At 38.0% G+C, this 17531-nt stretch carries 15 protein-coding genes; 1 reads left to right on the top strand and 14 read right to left on the bottom strand.

From position 1 onward, the window contains the following. Positions 1-47: 47 nt before the first annotated feature. The 8 genes from C8C84_RS16110 to C8C84_RS16075 form a co-directional block, all read right to left on the bottom strand. Positions 48-2861: an aminopeptidase gene (locus tag C8C84_RS16110; protein ID WP_370453650.1), complete on the bottom strand. Its 2814-nt coding sequence runs from the start codon at positions 2859-2861 to the stop codon at positions 48-50. Next, positions 2858-3748 carry a hypothetical protein gene (locus C8C84_RS16105; RefSeq protein WP_121314672.1) on the bottom strand — a complete coding sequence of 297 codons (891 nt, stop codon included), beginning with the start codon at positions 3746-3748 and terminating at the stop codon, positions 2858-2860. The genes C8C84_RS16110 and C8C84_RS16105 overlap by 4 nt, the downstream gene beginning before the upstream one ends. Next, on the bottom strand, positions 3748-5181 hold the full coding sequence (locus C8C84_RS16100; protein WP_121314670.1) for an MBOAT family protein: 1434 nt from the start codon (positions 5179-5181) through the stop codon (positions 3748-3750). The genes C8C84_RS16105 and C8C84_RS16100 overlap by 1 nt, the downstream gene beginning before the upstream one ends. Before the next feature lie 3 nt (positions 5182-5184). Continuing rightward, the gene (locus tag C8C84_RS16095; protein WP_121314668.1) at positions 5185-5910 is read right to left on the bottom strand and encodes a TIGR00730 family Rossman fold protein; all 726 of its coding nucleotides are present in this window, start codon (positions 5908-5910) and stop codon (positions 5185-5187) included. Positions 5911-6100: 190 nt separating this feature from the next. Next, positions 6101-8932: an excinuclease ABC subunit UvrA gene (gene uvrA / locus C8C84_RS16090; protein WP_121314666.1), complete on the bottom strand. Its 2832-nt coding sequence runs from the start codon at positions 8930-8932 to the stop codon at positions 6101-6103. A 79-nt stretch (positions 8933-9011) separates the two neighbouring features. Then, a complete protein-coding gene (locus C8C84_RS16085; protein ID WP_121314664.1) occupies positions 9012-10832 on the bottom strand; it encodes a chloride channel protein in 1821 nt (606 codons plus the stop codon). A 67-nt stretch (positions 10833-10899) separates the two neighbouring features. Then, positions 10900-12570: a gamma-glutamyltransferase gene (gene ggt, locus C8C84_RS16080; protein ID WP_121314662.1), complete on the bottom strand. Its 1671-nt coding sequence runs from the start codon at positions 12568-12570 to the stop codon at positions 10900-10902. Then, positions 12567-13151 carry an ACP phosphodiesterase gene (locus tag C8C84_RS16075; protein ID WP_121314660.1) on the bottom strand — a complete coding sequence of 195 codons (585 nt, stop codon included), beginning with the start codon at positions 13149-13151 and terminating at the stop codon, positions 12567-12569. Before C8C84_RS16075 ends, ggt begins: the two co-directional genes overlap by 4 nt. 182 nt (positions 13152-13333) lie before the next feature. Between C8C84_RS16075 and glmM the strand changes: the two genes are divergently transcribed. Then, positions 13334-14734: a phosphoglucosamine mutase gene (gene glmM / locus C8C84_RS16070; RefSeq protein WP_121314658.1), complete on the top strand. Its 1401-nt coding sequence runs from the start codon at positions 13334-13336 to the stop codon at positions 14732-14734. A gap of 53 nt (positions 14735-14787) precedes the next feature. On the opposite strand, the gene C8C84_RS16065 is transcribed toward glmM, so the two are convergent. The 6 genes from C8C84_RS16065 to C8C84_RS17270 all read right to left on the bottom strand — a co-directional run bounded on the left by C8C84_RS16065 (position 14788) and on the right by C8C84_RS17270 (position 17392). Continuing rightward, the gene (locus C8C84_RS16065) at positions 14788-15417 is read right to left on the bottom strand and encodes a murein L,D-transpeptidase catalytic domain-containing protein (RefSeq protein ID WP_121314656.1); all 630 of its coding nucleotides are present in this window, start codon (positions 15415-15417) and stop codon (positions 14788-14790) included. Positions 15418-15479: 62 nt separating this feature from the next. Further along, positions 15480-15917, bottom strand: a complete 438-nt coding sequence (locus C8C84_RS16060) for a VOC family protein (protein ID WP_121314654.1) — start codon at positions 15915-15917, stop codon at positions 15480-15482. Between the two features lie 76 nt (positions 15918-15993). After that, positions 15994-16362, bottom strand: a complete 369-nt coding sequence (locus C8C84_RS16055; protein ID WP_121314652.1) for an iron chaperone — start codon at positions 16360-16362, stop codon at positions 15994-15996. A gap of 55 nt (positions 16363-16417) precedes the next feature. Next, positions 16418-16801, bottom strand: a complete 384-nt coding sequence (locus C8C84_RS16050) for a VOC family protein (protein WP_121314650.1) — start codon at positions 16799-16801, stop codon at positions 16418-16420. A 3-nt stretch (positions 16802-16804) separates the two neighbouring features. Next, the gene (locus tag C8C84_RS16045; protein WP_121314648.1) at positions 16805-17257 is read right to left on the bottom strand and encodes a YciI family protein; all 453 of its coding nucleotides are present in this window, start codon (positions 17255-17257) and stop codon (positions 16805-16807) included. Between the two features lie 9 nt (positions 17258-17266). Beyond that, positions 17267-17392 carry a hypothetical protein gene (locus C8C84_RS17270; RefSeq protein WP_255415830.1) on the bottom strand — a complete coding sequence of 42 codons (126 nt, stop codon included), beginning with the start codon at positions 17390-17392 and terminating at the stop codon, positions 17267-17269. Positions 17393-17531 lie beyond the last annotated feature (139 nt).

Below are 17531 nucleotides of genomic sequence, written 5' to 3'. Positions count from 1 at the left end.
TAAATATTGTAAAGAAATGTGTAATATTTAAATGATTTTATGCGTGCTTAAAACCACTTTCTGGTGAAAAGTCCAATCAAGGTATCCGGATTGAAAGTCACAATAAAACGTATTCTTTCTCCGTAGTTTTTTTCGCCCACTTCCCAACCGTTATTCGAATATACCGGGAAGTACAATTCGAAATAATCGGTTACCAAGTTCAAACGAACGCCGCTATCGTATACAAATTGCTCCGCTGTGTTTTTGTTTTTTATCATTCCGACATCGCCATAAACCTCAATCCAATTCCAGATATTGGCACTGGCATTCAAAGTGGTCATCCATTGGTTGGCGGTTCTGGTTTCCAACATCGATTTGAAAAAACCATCTGAAACAATCGACTGTTGACTGAACAATCCTGTCGTTTCTGAGCGACCTAAATAATCGTGTTCGAACAAATAATCCGTTGGGCGATCTAAGCCAAAATCGAAATAGGTAGAGATGTTTTTATTGTACAAAAACGTTCCGGCGAACAAACGCAAATTCACTTGTCGTTTGTCGTTAAAGAGTTTTCGGTATTGCAATTCTCCTGCTATTTTCCCGAAAGAACTCGACAATTGGAAATCGCCTAAGAAATTGTAATGCTTGGTGACTTCGGTTTTGCCGTTATAGTATTTGGCATTAAAAACTTTGTAATTCTCCGTATTCTCATCAACGGTAAACGCTGATTTTTCACGGTCAATCATGATGTATTTGAAAACCAACATTTCTTTTTTGTTGTCTCTGAAATCATCGGGACGGAAACGCAAATACACCATCGGATTGATTTTGGTGTAATAGGCATCGGGCGCATAATGCAAATAATGGCCGTTCAATTGGTAACGAATACTGTACAAATTACTGTCGCGGTTGAATTGGTTTACCGCGAAATTGGCTTTCCCCGAAAGACTTTGCGTCTTGGTAGAAATCGTTGGATTCACATCAAAATTAAACGGTTTGTCTAAAATGGTTTTGTTGTGAAAACGAATTCCCGGTAATAAACCATCGTATAAATTGTATTCCAAGGTCGGAATGTAAACGATTTGATTGTAATTCGGGTCTTCTAAATCTTTGAAGAAAATAAATTTAATCGGACGACTGTTCAATCTGAAACCGCGAAGCGACTGCCAGTTGTTTCTCAAATTGAATTCCGGTACTTCATTTTTATAATTGATGACAATTTTCTCTGCTTCGTTTCTCGGAACCGTAAAAATGCTGTCTTTTGGGAACGTGTCAATCCATTTTTTAAAGACTACGTTTTTGCCTTTAACGCCATAAACCGGAATAGGCACATTGGTTTCGGTTTTATTCTTGAGCGAAAAACTAATGCTGTCTTTGGTTTTGGTGACCTTGTCAAATTTAAAATCGATGATGTCTCGTGAATTGATGATTTTGTCAAAAAACCAAGTGATGTCTTTGGGTGAGTTTTTAGTCAGCAACAACTCAAAATCATTGCGATTGGTTTGCTGCTTTTTATTGATGTCGATGAATTGTCGGATAGTGTTGGGTACGACATTATTTTCAAGATAACTGTCGAGGTATTTCAAACTCAAACCGGCGCGGTATTTCGAAGCGATTTTTTCATTGAATTTAATCAAAGTATTTTTGGGTGCGCCCAAAGGTTGGTCGAGATTCTTTCTCGCCATCAACATATAAAAATAACTGTATTGTCCGTTGAAATCAAGGCTAACCAAGTTGTAAGCACGCAAGATTTTCAACTTCGCCACATTGCCCATCATTTTACTTTCGGGATGAAATTCGTCTATGTATTTCATCATTGTATACACTTGAATGCCGTTGATAATCCAGCTGTCTTTTCTTGGATCGAGTTGTAAAGCGTTGTGCAAATAATTGTTCAAATACGTTTTCAGGAATTTGATTTCATACATAAACTCATCGGGAAACGGACTGATAAAATTGGGCAATTGGTTCAAACCATAAAACGGATTTCGGTCATAGTCGGCTTGAGAAACGGTTATTTTTTCAAGCGGATATGGCCCTAGATTTTCACCTACATAATTTACAATTTTGTCAATCACAATGGCGCGTTGAATGTCTGTTAAACGATTGTCTCGTAAGTTGGAAATGACTTCCACTTGGCTATTTTTGAACACCGAATATTCTTTGGGAATATCAACAAACAGGTTAAGATTCAGACGGTTTTTGCCCGAAAATTGGTAGCGGTTTTGGTTGTTTAGGATTTCTTTTTGAATCTCATTCAAATCGGAATTCACGGCTAAATTTGCCGGAATTCTTATGTCTAAATCATAATCCGTAAGGGCATTTGCCGCATCGTCTAAGTTTAAATTGTTGTATTTGACAAAGGCTTTACTTTCGTATCGAGCCGGAATCAGAAAGCAGTTTTTGAGGTTCATTTTTCCATTGGCTCCATACCCAAATTGGGTAAACTCAGCATTCGGAACTTTGACAAAATAAGTCAATTTGAAAGTCGCTTTTTGATTAGGCAGCAACTTTTCGCGTAAGCGTATTTGAACCACATCGGGATAATTTTCGTCTCTTTCCCATGTCAGGATCGATAAGTTTTGGTCGATAACGGTAATGTTATCTGTTTGACCTCGTTCTTTGTCTTGTGCCAAATGAAAACTGCGCTCAAATTCATCGGAAAAACGTCCTGCCAAAGGGGTATTTTTATCCCGATAGGCATTGTTCCAATCATTCAAAACAATAAAACTAAGCGTGTCATTAGATTGGTTATGGAAAGTCAGCTCTTGAATGACATTGAGTATTTTGGTTTCACTGTTGACTTCCACGACCATTTTAGTATGGTGTTGGGCAAAAGCTACGCCGCAGAAAAAATAGACTATGTATATTAGTTTTTTCAAGATTTGACTTTGGGTTTGAAAAAGGTTTTGAATACCGCTTTGGTGTATTCCATCGCACCATCTTTGTTCAAATGACCACAGGTTGAGAAGTATTTATCCTCTGTCACAGCGTTTTCTAAACGATGAATTTCAGGATAAACTTTTTGGATATGATTGAAATAATCTCTGTTTATGGTACTCATACACATTGGTGTCGTTACGGCAATTAAATGAATATTGTTTTCTTTACAAATGGCTTTTATCTCTTCGTAAGCTTTGTTTCTTTTCGGATAATATTTCGATAAATCGGCCGCCACCATTGGTCGTTGATTTTTGGTTAAGGCATTGAATCCGTCGTTGTACAAAGCATTCGTTTTCTTATGAACAAGTGAAGCGTACATTTCCCTAAATCCAATGCGAGAATCATAATTCATATAACGGTAAAACGGAATAAAAAGTAACTTATTATACTCCGCAATCGTGTCATAATGTTGGCGAATGGTTTCCGATTGGTGAATATACGGCATAAACAAAGAACGAATCGCTTCCGAATGGTCATTGGTATTGATATTTAAATCTACTTGAAGGATGAGTGTGTCTATGGTATAGTTGCGTTCAACCATTAATTTTAACATCAAAGCCGACTCTTCTAATCTTGAACGGGTAATGCCGTAGTTGAAAGTTTTGTAGCCTTGGTCATTGAAATATTGGGGTACAAAATGATTGTTGACTCTCGACGAACCCAAGAAAACGACATCGTATTTTAGGTTGTGGGAATGGTATAAATGACTGATTTTATTTCGGTCATCCGATTGTTTATAAACCAAAGTATAACAGATATCAAGCACTATTAAGGTAAGTAATATTACCGCTAAACCTTTTAGTATGAATTGAAAAAACTGCTTCATCAGAATTGGAAATAAATAAATTCTTTATAATCTGAAAACACGCCAAGTGCTAAAATAGCAGCCATACATAAACTCATTTTCAACCAACTGTATTTTCCGGAGATGGGCTCAATTCGGGTTCGACTGTTCCATTCGACCAAAACAAAAATCAGCAACAAACTCCACAATTCGGTTGTGTAACGTTCAATCTTAAAGTATTGTTCTGAAAAATGGCCATCCGTAAACATTCGGCTGATATACAGATACGCATCTTGTATGGTTTTGGATCTGAAAAATATCCAGGCCAAACAAGTAATCGCAAAAGTCAAAATGATATTAAAGACGATTCGCACCGAAGTAAAATCGAACGACAACCGGAAACTTTCCATGTTGTTTCGGTTCTTATTCAGAATCATCAGCGGAATGAAATACAAAGCGTTGATTAAACCCCAAGCCACGTATGTCCAATTCGCACCATGCCAAAATCCACTGACCAAAAAGATGATAAAAACGTTTCTGATTTGGAACAGCTTTGATCCTTTGCTTCCGCCTAACGGAATGTACAAATAATCTCGAAACCAAGACGAAAGTGAAATGTGCCATCTTCTCCAAAACTCGGCTATATCTCTAGAGAAATAAGGGAAATTGAAGTTTCGCAACAAGTCGATCCCAAAGAGTTTAGATGTTCCCAAAGCGATATCGGAATAACCCGAGAAGTCGCCATAAATCTGGAACGCAAAATAAACAGCGCCCAACATCAGCGAAAGCGAATTCATGTTTTCGTAGTTGTCAAAAATCCCATTGGCATAAACCGCGCAAGTATCGGCAATGACTACTTTTTTGACCAAACCCCAAATGATTTGGTAAACGCCTTCTTTGGCTTTTTCGAAGTTGAATTTGCGTCTTTTCTTTAATTGTGGCAAAAGATGGGTCGCGCGTTCAATCGGTCCGGCAACGAGCAACGGGAAGTAGCTGACGAATAATGAGTAATCGACAAAGTTCTTTTCCGATTTGATTCGGCCATAATAAATGTCGATGATATAAGACAAGCCGTGAAAAGTATAAAACGAAATTCCAACAGGAAGTATGACATCCAATAAAATCGGGCTGACATTAAAGCCAATAGCGGTAAATAATTCGGCAAAAGAATCCGCAAAAAAGTTATAGTATTTGAAGATACCTAAAAACCCTAAATTGATCGAAATACAAAGCCAAAGCCAGAATTTTCGCGACTTTGGCGTCGTACTTTGTTCAATTTTTATCGCCGATAAATAATCGAGTAAAGTGGAAAAAACCAATAAGAATAGGAAACGCCAATCCCAACAAGAATAAAAATAATAACTCGCCAAAATCAAAATATAATTCTGATTGATTTTGGATTTGTTGCCAACAAACCAATAGAATAAAAATACTATCGGCAAGAAAATGGCAAAATGTAGCGAGTTGAAAAACATTCTTTAGAAATTTGGACTCAAATTGTATTTTTTATAGAAATTATCCAAAACTTCAACAACTTCGTCTTCGGTATCAACTACTTTTATCAAGTTCATGTCGTCCGGGCTAACTGTTTTTTCTCTTTCAATCATTACGGTTTTTACCCAGTCTAATAAGCCTGACCAAAATTCAGTTCCCACTAAAATAATAGGGAATCGACCAATTTTCTTCGTTTGGATTAATGTCATCGCTTCAAACAATTCGTCCAAAGTACCAAAGCCGCCCGGCATCACTACAAAGCCTTGCGAATACTTGACAAACATGACTTTGCGCACAAAGAAATAGTCAAAATTCAAGTTTTTATCCTTGTCGATATACGGATTGAAATGTTGCTCAAAAGGCAATTCAATATTCAAACCTACAGAAGTTCCGCCGCCATTATGTGCGCCTTTGTTTCCGGCTTCCATGATTCCCGGTCCGCCACCGGTGATGACGCCATAACCGGCTTTGCTGATTTTATAAGCAATTTTTTCGGCCAATAAATAATAACGGTCTTCCGGTTTGGTTCTGGCAGAGCCAAATATGGAAACACACGGACCAATTCGTGCCATGCTTTCGTAGCCGTTTACAAACTCCGACATGATTTTAAAAATCGCCCAAGAGTCATTGGTTCTTATCTCATTCCAGGTTTTTTGTTTGAGTCGGTCCTGGATTTTATCATCTTCATTTTCAAAATCGTCTAATCTCATTGTATGTATTTTTGTTCTGGTTTTTATTTTTTTATAAGGATTTATTCTGAATTTATTTCAGAAGCTATTTCCGGCTTTCCATTACAATCTTTTTTCAAGAAAAAAGGATTTTCATTGCAAATGCTTGCATTCACTGAACACCATTTAAAATAAACATTCGGTGAAGTAATCCGGGCTAAAAAATAGCGTACTAATTTAGTTCTTTTTTTAAGAATTGAGCCGTATAGCTTTTCTTGTTCTTTACAATCTCTTCCGGCGTTCCGACACACAGAATTTGGCCACCGCCTTTTCCGCCTTCGGGTCCAACGTCAATGATGTGGTCGGCTAGTTTGATTACATCCATATTGTGTTCAATAATCAAAATCGTATTGCCTTTGTCCACCAATTTATGAATCACATCCATCAACACGCGAATGTCTTCGAAATGCAAACCGGTGGTCGGTTCATCCATAATGTAAAACGTGTTTCCGGTGTCTTTTTTGGACAATTCTGTGGCCAATTTGATGCGTTGCGCTTCACCGCCGGAAAGTGTTGTGCTTTGTTGGCCTAAAGTGATATAACCCAAACCAACATCCTGTATCGTTTTGACTTTTCTGTAAATTTTCGGAATGTTTTCAAAAAAAGGAACCGCCTCATCAACCGTCATGTTCAACACATCCGAAATGGATTTGCCTTTGTATCTGATTTCTAAAGTTTCTCGGTTAAAACGCTTGCCTTGACAAGTTTCACATTCCACATAAACATCCGGTAAGAAACTCATTTCAATCGTTCGAACACCCGAACCTTCACAGGTTTCACATCTTCCGCCCGAAACATTAAAACTAAAACGTCCGGCTTTGTAACCGCGAATCATTGCTTCCGGCATTTGCATGTACAAACTTCTGATTTCCGAAAACACATCGGTATAAGTCGCCGGATTGGAACGTGGTGTTCTGCCAATCGGACTTTGGTCAATGTCGATTACTTTGTCGATATGTTCTAAACCTTCAATTTTTTTATAGGGTTGTGGTTTTTTGACGCCATTGAAATAATACGCATTCAAAATAGGGTAAAGTGTTTCATTAATCAATGTCGATTTTCCGCTGCCTGAAACTCCGGTGACGCAAATCAGTTTGCCTAATGGCAATTCGATAGAAACATTTTTCAGATTGTTTCCTGTCGCCCCGGTGAGTTTCATGAATTTGCCGTTGCCTTCGCGGCGTTTTTTCGGAACTTCAATTTTCATTTCGCCATTCAAATACATGGCGGTTATGGTGTGTTCGTTGAGCAATTCCTTTGGTGTGCCTTTGCTGATGATTTCCCCGCCAAATTTTCCGGCTTTCGGACCAATATCAATGACATAATCGGCGCGTTCTATCATGTCTTTGTCATGTTCTACAACTAAAACAGAATTGCCAATATCGCGTAATTGTTCCAAAGAGTGAATCAGTTTTTCGTTGTCTCTTTGGTGCAAACCAATACTCGGTTCGTCCAAAATATACAATACGCCAACGAGTTGGGAACCAATTTGCGTCGCCAAACGAATGCGCTGTGCTTCACCGCCCGAAAGCGATTTGGAACTGCGATTAATCGATAAATAATTCAAACCGACATTCACCAAAAAGCGCAAGCGGTCTTTAATTTCTTTAACGATTTCAGAAGCAATAATGGTTTGTTTCTCCGAAAGATGTTTATCTAAATCATCAAACCAAACCGATAAATCCGAAATATCCATAGTCGATAAATCGAAAATGTTTTTCTCGTGAATTCGGAAGTACATGGCTTCTTTTTTCAATCGTGAACCTTGACATTCCGGACATTGTATTTCGTCCATGAATTCTTTGGCCCAACGTTTTATGGATGTCGAATTGCTTTCATCGTATTGGTTTTTGATAAAATGCGAGATGCCTTCGAACTCTATTTTGTATTCTTTGGTAATGCCCAAAGTCTTTGATTCAACAGTAAATTTATCTTTGCCACCATGCAAAATGATTTGCATCGCTTCTTCCGGAATGGTTTCGATAGCATCGGTTAATTTGAAATCAAACTTTTCGCCAATCGTTTCCAATTGCTTGAAAATCCAAGATGATTTGTATTCGCCCAAAGGTGCAAAACCACCATTTTTGATGGACAACTTCGGATTGGGAATAATTTTTTTTAGGTTGATTTCGTTTACGGTTCCCAAGCCTTTACATGCTTCGCAAGCGCCTTTTGGCGAGTTGAACGAGAATAAATTTGGTTCCGGATTTTGGTATGAAATGCCTGAAGTCGGACACATTAAGTTGCGACTGAAATAACGCACTTGATTCGTGTCTTGGTCTAAAATCATCAGCACATTTTCACCGTGATACATGGCAGTTTTGATGCTTTCGGCTAAACGTTTTTCGTTGTCTTCATTTTTCTCAATCACCATTCTATCAATCACAATTTCGATATCGTGGGTTTTGTATCTGTCCAATTTCATTCCCGGAAGCAAATCTTGTACTTCGCCATTGACGCGTACTTTCAGAAAACCTTGTTTGGTAATTTGTTGGAACAATTCGGCATAATGACCTTTTCTGGCGCGAATAATCGGTGCCAAAATGTTGATGCGTTTTCCGGTAAAATTATGAATAATCAAATCCTTAATTTGTTCATCGGAATAAGAAACCATTTTTTCGCCGGTAACATAACTGTAAGCTTCACCGCCACGGGCATAAAGCAAACGCAGGAAATCATAAATTTCGGTAATGGTTCCCACAGTTGAACGCGGACTTTTACTTGTCGTTTTTTGCTCAATGGCAATTACGGGAGACAATCCATCGATTTTATCGACATCCGGACGTTCCAATCCGCCAAGGAATTGACGTGCATAAGCCGAAAATGTTTCGATGTAACGGCGTTGTCCTTCGGCATAAATGGTGTCGAAAGCCAAAGACGATTTTCCCGAACCGGAAAGACCGGTGATAACGACCAGTTTTTCGCGAGGAATGTTGATGTCAATATTCTTTAAATTGTGTACTCGAGCGCCGAGGACTTCAATAGTATTTTCTGTTTCAAGCATAGCAATTGGGCAAAACGCAAAGGTAGTGTTTTGGATGCAATTTTTGAATAGACAGTGGAGAAGTTATTGTTAAAAAAGATTATTCGATCACCATTTCTTTCAAACGTTGGCGATAGCTTTCAAGGACATCAATTTTGGAGAGGAAACCAAAGTATTTTCCTTTCTGAATGACCGGTAAAATATGAGTATTGGAGGTTTCAAACTGCTTCATCACTTTTTCTAATTTATCTTCTAATATAACCAGCCCTTTAGGTTGACTAATGATTTCAGTCATCGTCATAAATTTGACGTGATTCGGATTGAATATAAAGGCTTTGACTTCTTCAAAATCGACTATACCAATTAAAGATTTTTGGTCATTAATAATCGGAATCATTTTTTGGTCACTGGTTGAAAAGATATCTACTACTTTTCCTGGTGAATCGTTAACAGTTAACGTTTTATAATTTTGTTGAACCAAATTATAAAAATCAATGCTTTGCAAGATATTTTTATCTTTATCGCTCGTGAAAACTTCCCCTTTATCGGCTAAATTTTTAACATCCATTGAATGCTTTTCAAACTGTTTGGAAACGGCAAAACTTACCGACGATACTATCATCAAAGGCACCATTAAATCATAACCTCCGGTAATTTCTACGATTAGGAATATGGCAGTTAAAGGCGCATGAAATAAACCACTAAGAATTCCCGCCATGCCTACAATGGTAAAATTGGCAATCGGTAAATGATGGGTGAAGTTGAGCAGATTTATCGATTTGGCTACAAAATAACCCAAATACGAACCCACAAAAAGTGAAGGCGCAAAGTTACCGCCATTTCCGCCACTACCTAAAGTAAGACCGGTAGCGAATGCTTTTAACAACATGGTTACGCCAATAAAAGCTAACAAAACCCATTCGCTACTTTTGAATTTTTCCAATAAAGTATTGTCCAATAAAACACTTGGATTGTTTGACGAGAGCGTCTTGATACTTTCATAACCTTCTCCAAAAAGCGTTGGGAAAAAGAAAATCAAAATGGCCAATAGTGACGCGCCAAATAGAGCCCTGCGATAGCCTTTGTTTTTAAAACTACTGAAAAACTTCTCTACTTTCTGAAAATTTCGGGCATGGTAAATCGAAGTCAATCCGGCTAAGATTCCCAGTAAAATATAATAAGGCGTATTGTGGTAATCAAAATGCAGTCGCTGTTCAAAATTCAAAATAACATCATTGCTCAAAACGATAGTTGAAATCAGCGCACCGGTTGCAGCAGAAATAATAATCGGTATAAAAGCCGCAATGGAAATATCAGTTAAAACCACTTCGATAGCAAATAAAACTCCGGCAATCGGAGCGTTGAATGCTGCACCAATTCCGGCCGCAACACCACAAGCTAACAATAGAATTCGGTCTTTTTGGGACAAATGGTATTTCTGTGCGAAGTTGGAACCAAAAGCTGCACCAGTAATCACAATTGGACTTTCCAAACCGGCAGAGCCACCAAGTCCGACAGTTAACGAACTGGTTACGATTTGGGCATACATTTGTTTTTTGGGCATGATGCCGCCTTTTTTGGCCACTGCATACAATACTTTAGAGCTGCCTTTTTCGATGTGATTGCTTAGAAAATTGCGCACCACAAAAACCGTCAGCAAAATACCGGCAATAGGCAGTAAACTGTTGATGTAAGGAAGTTTGAGAAAACCATTGATATTGTTGGCCCAAAGGAAAATATTATGGGCAAAACTCTTTAGAATAATTACGGCAAACGAACAAGTAATCGCCACAGCGATACAAGCAAAATAGATAAAGTTTCTTTCGCTTAGTTTGTCTTTCAGAAGGAAAACCAAGTTTTCGGCTCTTCTGAAAATACTTCTGAAAACAATCTTAAAAAAGGAAGCTTTGTTCGACGGCATTGATCAAAACATTAGAACGGCTAAGATACTTTTTAAATTTTAAAGTATAAAATCAAAATTCGACAATCTAAAGACCAACTGCTTTGTCATCGCCACGAAAATCGGCACCACCTTCCAGTTTTCCATCGGGTAAAACTAAAACAGCATCAACCTTACCAATGACCGGCGCTACTTTTTCATTGGTTTTGTAGCCTTTGTTGGCTAAATTTTCCAACAACAATTTGTCAAATTTTCGTGGTTCAAATTGAATCTCGTCGGGCAACCATTGGTGGTGAAATCTCGGAGCATTTACGGCTTCCTGGACGTTCATGCCAAATTCGGTTACATTCAAAATAGTTTGCAAAACCGAAGTGATAATCATCGAACCGCCGGGCGAACCAAGTAGCATAAAAAGCTTGTCATTTTTTTCAACGATGGTTGGTGTCATGGAGCTTAGCATTCTTTTTCTTGGCGCAATGCTATTGGCTTCGGCTCCAACTAAACCATAAGAATTTGGCACACCGGGTTTTGATGAAAAATCATCCATTTCATTGTTTAGAAAAAAGCCCAATTCATTGCAATATAATTTCGAACCATAAGCGCCATTTATAGTAGTAGTTACCGAAACGGCATTGCCTTCAGAATCTACGATTGAATAATGCGTAGTTTCATCACTTTCGTAAACTGAAACGTTGCCATGACTAACATCAGCCGATTTTGTTGCTTTTTCAAAAGTGAAATTACTCATTCGGTTTTTTAGATAGTTTTTGTCCAGCAATGCTTTTAGCGGAATTTGAACAAAATCCGGATCACCAAGGTAATAATTTCTATCTGCATAAGCTCTGCGCTCGGCTTCTGTTATAAGTTGGATGTATTTTTCAGAATTGTGTCCAAACGAACTCAACGGATAGGGCTCAATCATTTTTAAGATTTGTGCCAAAGTGATTCCGCCACTGCTTGGCGGTGCCATCGAAATGATTTTCAAATCTTTGTGTTGAAACGAAATCGGTTTGCGCCAAACGACTTTGTATTCGGACATGTCTTTCATCGAAATAATACCGCCTTTTTGTTGGATAAAAGACACTAGTTTTTTGGCTGTTTTACCTTTGTAAAATTCGTTACGACCGTTTTTAAGAATTTGTTCCAAAGTGTTGGCTAAAGCCAAATATTGAATCGTGTCTCCAACTTGAAAAGTCTTATTATACAATGTTTTGTCACCGCTTATTTTTACGATAACGGCACGATATTCATCGAGTTTTTCTTTTTCTTTAGCAGTAACGATAATGCCTTTTTTGGCTAAAGCAATTGATGGTTCAAACAAAGCTGCAAGTGGCAATTTCCCCAACTTTTTATGCACTTCAAAAATCGCTGCAACACTTCCCGGAACGCCAACGGATAATGCGCCGTCTGTACTCAAATTCGGAATTACGTTGCCGTCTTTGTCTTGATACATATTTTTGGTAGCTTTTCCCGGTGCTTTTTCGCGAAAATCCAAAGAACCAATTTCACCATTCGCTTTTCGATACACCATAAATCCGCCACCGGAAATGTTGCCGGCATACGGATAAGCCACGGCTAAAGCCAATTGGGTAGCAATCATCGCGTCAAAAGCATTTCCGCCTTTTTTGATGATGTCGATACCAACTTGCGAAGCTTCTTCGCGTGCCGAGACGACCATCGCTTTTTCGGCGATCAATCCTTTTTGTTGGGCAAAAATAAAATTAGAAATCAGAAAAAAAACAAAGAAACCTTTTTTCATAAAGTGGCTAGTTTTTCTTCACAATGTTGGCGCAATTCTTCAAAATACAAAGTGAATTCGTTTTCAAATTCGGTGTAGAATTGTTTTAATTCGACTATGGATTCGTCCATAGCTACACGGTGTTTCGTTCGATAATCCATCTGGAACATAATCATTTGCAAACCTTCAATCGTAGCATAGCTCACCAACCAATTTCGCCCAATCATATACGGCATCATGCCTTTGGCTCGTTGCGTTAGGACTTCGTAATTGTCTTTAAGTAAGAGATAAAAATCCTGAGCATAATCTTCTAATTTGACATCAGAATATTGGTTCCAGTTTTTGGCCAAAAAATGGTCATAAAAAATATCCATAATTACACCCGAATAATGTCCGTATTTCTCATGTAATCGGTGTTTGCTTTGTCGGTAAATCGGATGCATATCGGTAAAACTGTCGATGGAACGATGGAGTAAAATTCCTTTTCGGATTTCGGTTGGATAATTATCATAACTGTGCCCGCGAATGCTGTCCGCCATAAAATTCCCGATTTTGAGTAAATCGTTGTCGCCGGAAAGATAGATGTGGGCTAGGAAGTTCATGTTTGTTTTTTTAGGCGCTGAGGTTCTAAGGTTCTGAGGAACTAAGAATTGCTCTGTGTTGTTTTGTAAATATAGAAAAAGTTTGCCTTTTTAGCACAAGCTTGTGAAAACTTAGCACCTTAGCACCTTAGTTCCTTAGTAACTTTTTTATATTTGTACTTCAAAAACAAAATATAAAAAAAATGACTCTTATAAAATCAATCTCAGGAATTCGCGGGACTATTGGCGGAAACGTTGGGGACAATTTAACACCGGTTGATGCGGTAAAATTTGCTTCGGCTTATGGTACTTTCTTGAAGAACAACATACAGAAAGACAAGCTGAAAGTGGTTATCGGTCGAGATGCTCGTATTTCGGGACCGATGATTCACAATTTAGTGGTCAATACTTTAATCGGATTAGGCATTGACGTGATTGATTTGGGTTTGTCAACTACGCCAACGGTTGAAGTTGCTGTACCAATGGAAGAAGCCGATGGCGGTATTATTTTAACGGCTTCACACAATCCGAAACAATGGAATGCCTTGAAATTGTTGAATGCGAAAGGTGAATTTTTAAGCGGTGCCGATGGTGCTAAGATTTTAGAAATCGCCGAAGCGGAAGCATTTGATTTTTCGGATGTGGACAGTTTGGGAGAAATCACGATGAATGATGCTTATATGGATATTCACATTGATGAAGTTTTGGATTTGCCATTAGTAGATGCAGAAGCCGTTGCTAAAAGAAAATTTAAAGTAGTGGTTGATGGTGTAAATTCTTCGGGAGGCATTATCATTCCGAAGTTATTGGAACAAATGGGCGTGGAGTGCGTGAAATTGTATTGCGAACCGAATGGTCATTTTCCACACAATCCTGAACCTTTGAAAGAGCATTTAGGAGATATCTGTAAATTGGTTTTAGAAGAAAAAGCCGATTTCGGAATCGTAGTTGATCCTGATGTTGACAGACTTGCTTTTATTTCGAATGACGGCGAAATGTTTGGTGAAGAATATACTTTAGTGGCTTGTGCCGATTATGTGTTGAGTAAAACGCCGGGTAATACAGTCTCTAATATGTCTTCTTCTCGTGCTTTGCGTGATATTACTGAAAAGTATAACGGAAGTTACCAAGCGAGTGCCGTTGGAGAAGTGAATGTAGTCGAATTGATGAAAGCTTCGAATGCGATTATCGGAGGTGAAGGTAATGGTGGAATCATTTATCCTGAGTTGCATTACGGTCGTGATAGTTTGGTAGGCGTCGCTTTGTTCTTGACGCATTTAGCCAGTTTAGACATGACAGTTGCCGAATTAAGAGCAAGTTATCCGCAATATTATATGAGCAAAAACAAAATCGAATTGACACCACAAATTGATGTTGATGCAATTTTGTTAGCCATGACAGAAAAGTATAAAAATGATCGTTCGACAAGCTCACTATCAACAATAGACGGAGTGAAAGTTGACTTTGCCGACAATTGGGTTCATTTGCGCAAGTCAAATACCGAACCAATCATTCGAATCTATACTGAAGCTCCGACTCAAGAAGCAGCTGATCAATTGGCTTTGAGAATTATTGACGAGATTAAGGCTGTTGCAGGGATTTAAACAATTTTTTGGTTTCCAAAAGAAAACCCTTTCCAAACGGAAAGGGTTTTCTTTTATTTATAAATCCACATCAAAACGGGTTTGTCAGCAGCTTTTAGAATCGGGTCAATGATTTTCATATTGGTATTTGAAATCGTTGGACAACCCCAACCTTCGGGCGTTCCGTTTGGATAGATTTCTGTATCGGAAACTTTTTCCCAGGAATGAAAAACGATGTATCTCGATTGCGCATTGTTATTGGTTTCCTCCAAACCGTGAAGCACATATTTAACATGAATGCCCCAATCGCTCCAAGCCCTTTGCCCAATTTTATATTTGCCCAAAGCCGAACAATGACTGCCATCTTTGTTGCTGAAAGTTGGGCTTTCTTTTGACCAATCTTGACTCCAGGGCGAATCACAACAACCGTGTCCGACCAACATTTGATGGGTAATTTTATTTTGCTTAAAATCATACACAAAAAAACGATTCAAACCCGAGTGAATGCTCATGTCAATCAGTATGCAAAAATCTTCGTTGTATTTGTTTTTTTGACAAAAAGTCAAGGCTTCCTTCGCCTTGTTATCGGTTCGGGAAGTATCGACTTTTGGTTTGTTTTCGCTTTTAATTTTATAGTTTATCCGGCTGTATCCATAAGCTACAACCACTACGGCTAACAATAGAAAAACAATCTTTTTTTTCACGGGCTGGTTTTCTATTTATAACGTAAGAGAATGGTTTATAGTATGTAAGCTCAAAAAATAATTTAAGGTTGTGGGTTTTCGTCAAAATTCACCATCCAATTGATGCCGAATTTGTCAACGAACATACCAAAATAAGCCCCCCAAAAAGTATTGGTCATCGGCATAAAAGCATTGCCACCAGCGGATAATCCGTTAAAAATTCTATCAGCTTCGGCACGACTTTCAGTATTGATAGAAACTGAAATGTTACTTCCGATAGTTACATCACCACTTTGTGAAGTACTGTCGCTTCCCATTAAAATGGTGTCGCCAATGGGTAACGAAACGTGCATGATTCTGTTTTCTTCTTCCGGTGTTGGTGGCGGACAATTTGGGTCATCTGATGGCATATCTTTGAACTTTCCGATATAGGGAAATTCACCTCCGAAAACGGATTGGTAAAATAGGAATGCTTCTTCGCAATTTCCATTGAAAATTAAATAAGGATTTACTTGTGCCATTTTTTATTGTTTTTAGGTTTATTGATTAGTGTATTTTTTAAAATTGTCTAATATCTATTGTTATTAGTATTGAAGCTTAGTGTTTCATTCTTTGTTTCTTTGAATTTTCATTCACTTTAAACACAACCATTTTACGAATCAAGTCATGTGGGATAGGTTGATCTAAAGGAAATTGTACTGCGCCTTTTGAATTTTTATAACTTTCGATTTCTTTTTGAAAAGCTTTAATTCCGCTACCGGTTGGATAAAATCCGATGTGGTTTTTATAAGCGGCAAAATACACTAACGGTCCATTGAGTTTATAAGCCGGCATTTGGTAACTGATGCATTCTTCGGCTTCAGGTGCAGTTTCTTTGATGGTTTTACGAATGGATTCCAACCGTTTTTGTACTTCTTTGGTTTGAATGGAGATATAATCGTCGACACTTTCAAAAGTAGTTTTCATCCTTGGATTTTTTTTAAGGAAAGTAAAGTTACAAAAAGTCTTTTCTCAATCGATTTTATCTTTCATAAAATTCTATTGGTAACTCATCCGGATCGCTTATAAAAGTGAATCGTTTTCCGGTGTATTCATCAATGCGAATGGGTTCGGCGATGATGTTATGTTGTGCCAAATGTTTAATTACGGTTTCGATATCATCGACTTCAAAAGCCAAATGACGCAAACCCGTAGCTTCCGGTCTTGAAACTCTTTTCGGTGGATTGGGAAACGAAAACAATTCGACTATATAGCTACTGTTTAGGGCCAAATCCAATTTAAAAGATTGTCTTTCCTCACGATACACTTCTTGAATAATGGCTAAGCCAAGAATCTCGACATAGAACTTTTTAGAAAGGTCATAATCGGAACAAATGATGGCAATGTGATGGACTTTATTAAGCATGAATTACATTTTTTTCTTCGCTACTTTGTTATGCAATTGATTTACTTGTTGCAAAGCAGCGCTGCAATACCAAATGGTCATTTCGGCTTCGAAGATTTTGGCTTTAACTGCCGGATCGGTTTCTACTAAGGCATTCGCTTCTTCAATGGTGCTGACATTAAAAACAAAAACGCCTCGATAATTTCGGTCGTTTTTCATAAATGGTCCTGCTATAACCAGTTTTCCTTCGGCGGCGAGTTTGTTGATATTGGCCATGTGACCTTCAAATAATTTAGCTTTTTCTTCTTTGGTAGCCGTAGTGTTACTTCCTGTTTTTAGAATGCAAAATACATAGGTTTTCATACCATAGTCATCGGCATTTAAAGATTTGGCTATTTTTTCATCAAATTCGGGATTGGTTTCTTGGGCAAAGCCAATAAATGAAAATAGTAATAGAAGGAAAGTTAGTTTTTTCATATTATGCTATTATTGGTTTTGTTTGTCTTTTTTGTCAGCATTGTATCTATTGATTTTGGCAATCGCTTCTCGACCGTATTTTCTGGAATACAAATAACCAATGGTAACTGCGATAATAGTCCAATAATTGTTCATTTGTTTTGTTTGTTACTCAAAGGTAAATCTTTTTCTTCTTTTAAAAAGGATAAAAAAACAAACCCTTTTGGTCTTCATCACACCAAAAGGGTTATCTATTAAACAAAACTTAAAGACCTCAGTTCCTTAGTGCCTCAGC

Source organism: Flavobacterium sp. 102 (assembly GCF_003634615.1).
Taxonomy (GTDB): domain Bacteria; phylum Bacteroidota; class Bacteroidia; order Flavobacteriales; family Flavobacteriaceae; genus Flavobacterium.
This window is presented reverse-complemented; position numbering and strand designations above follow the sequence as displayed.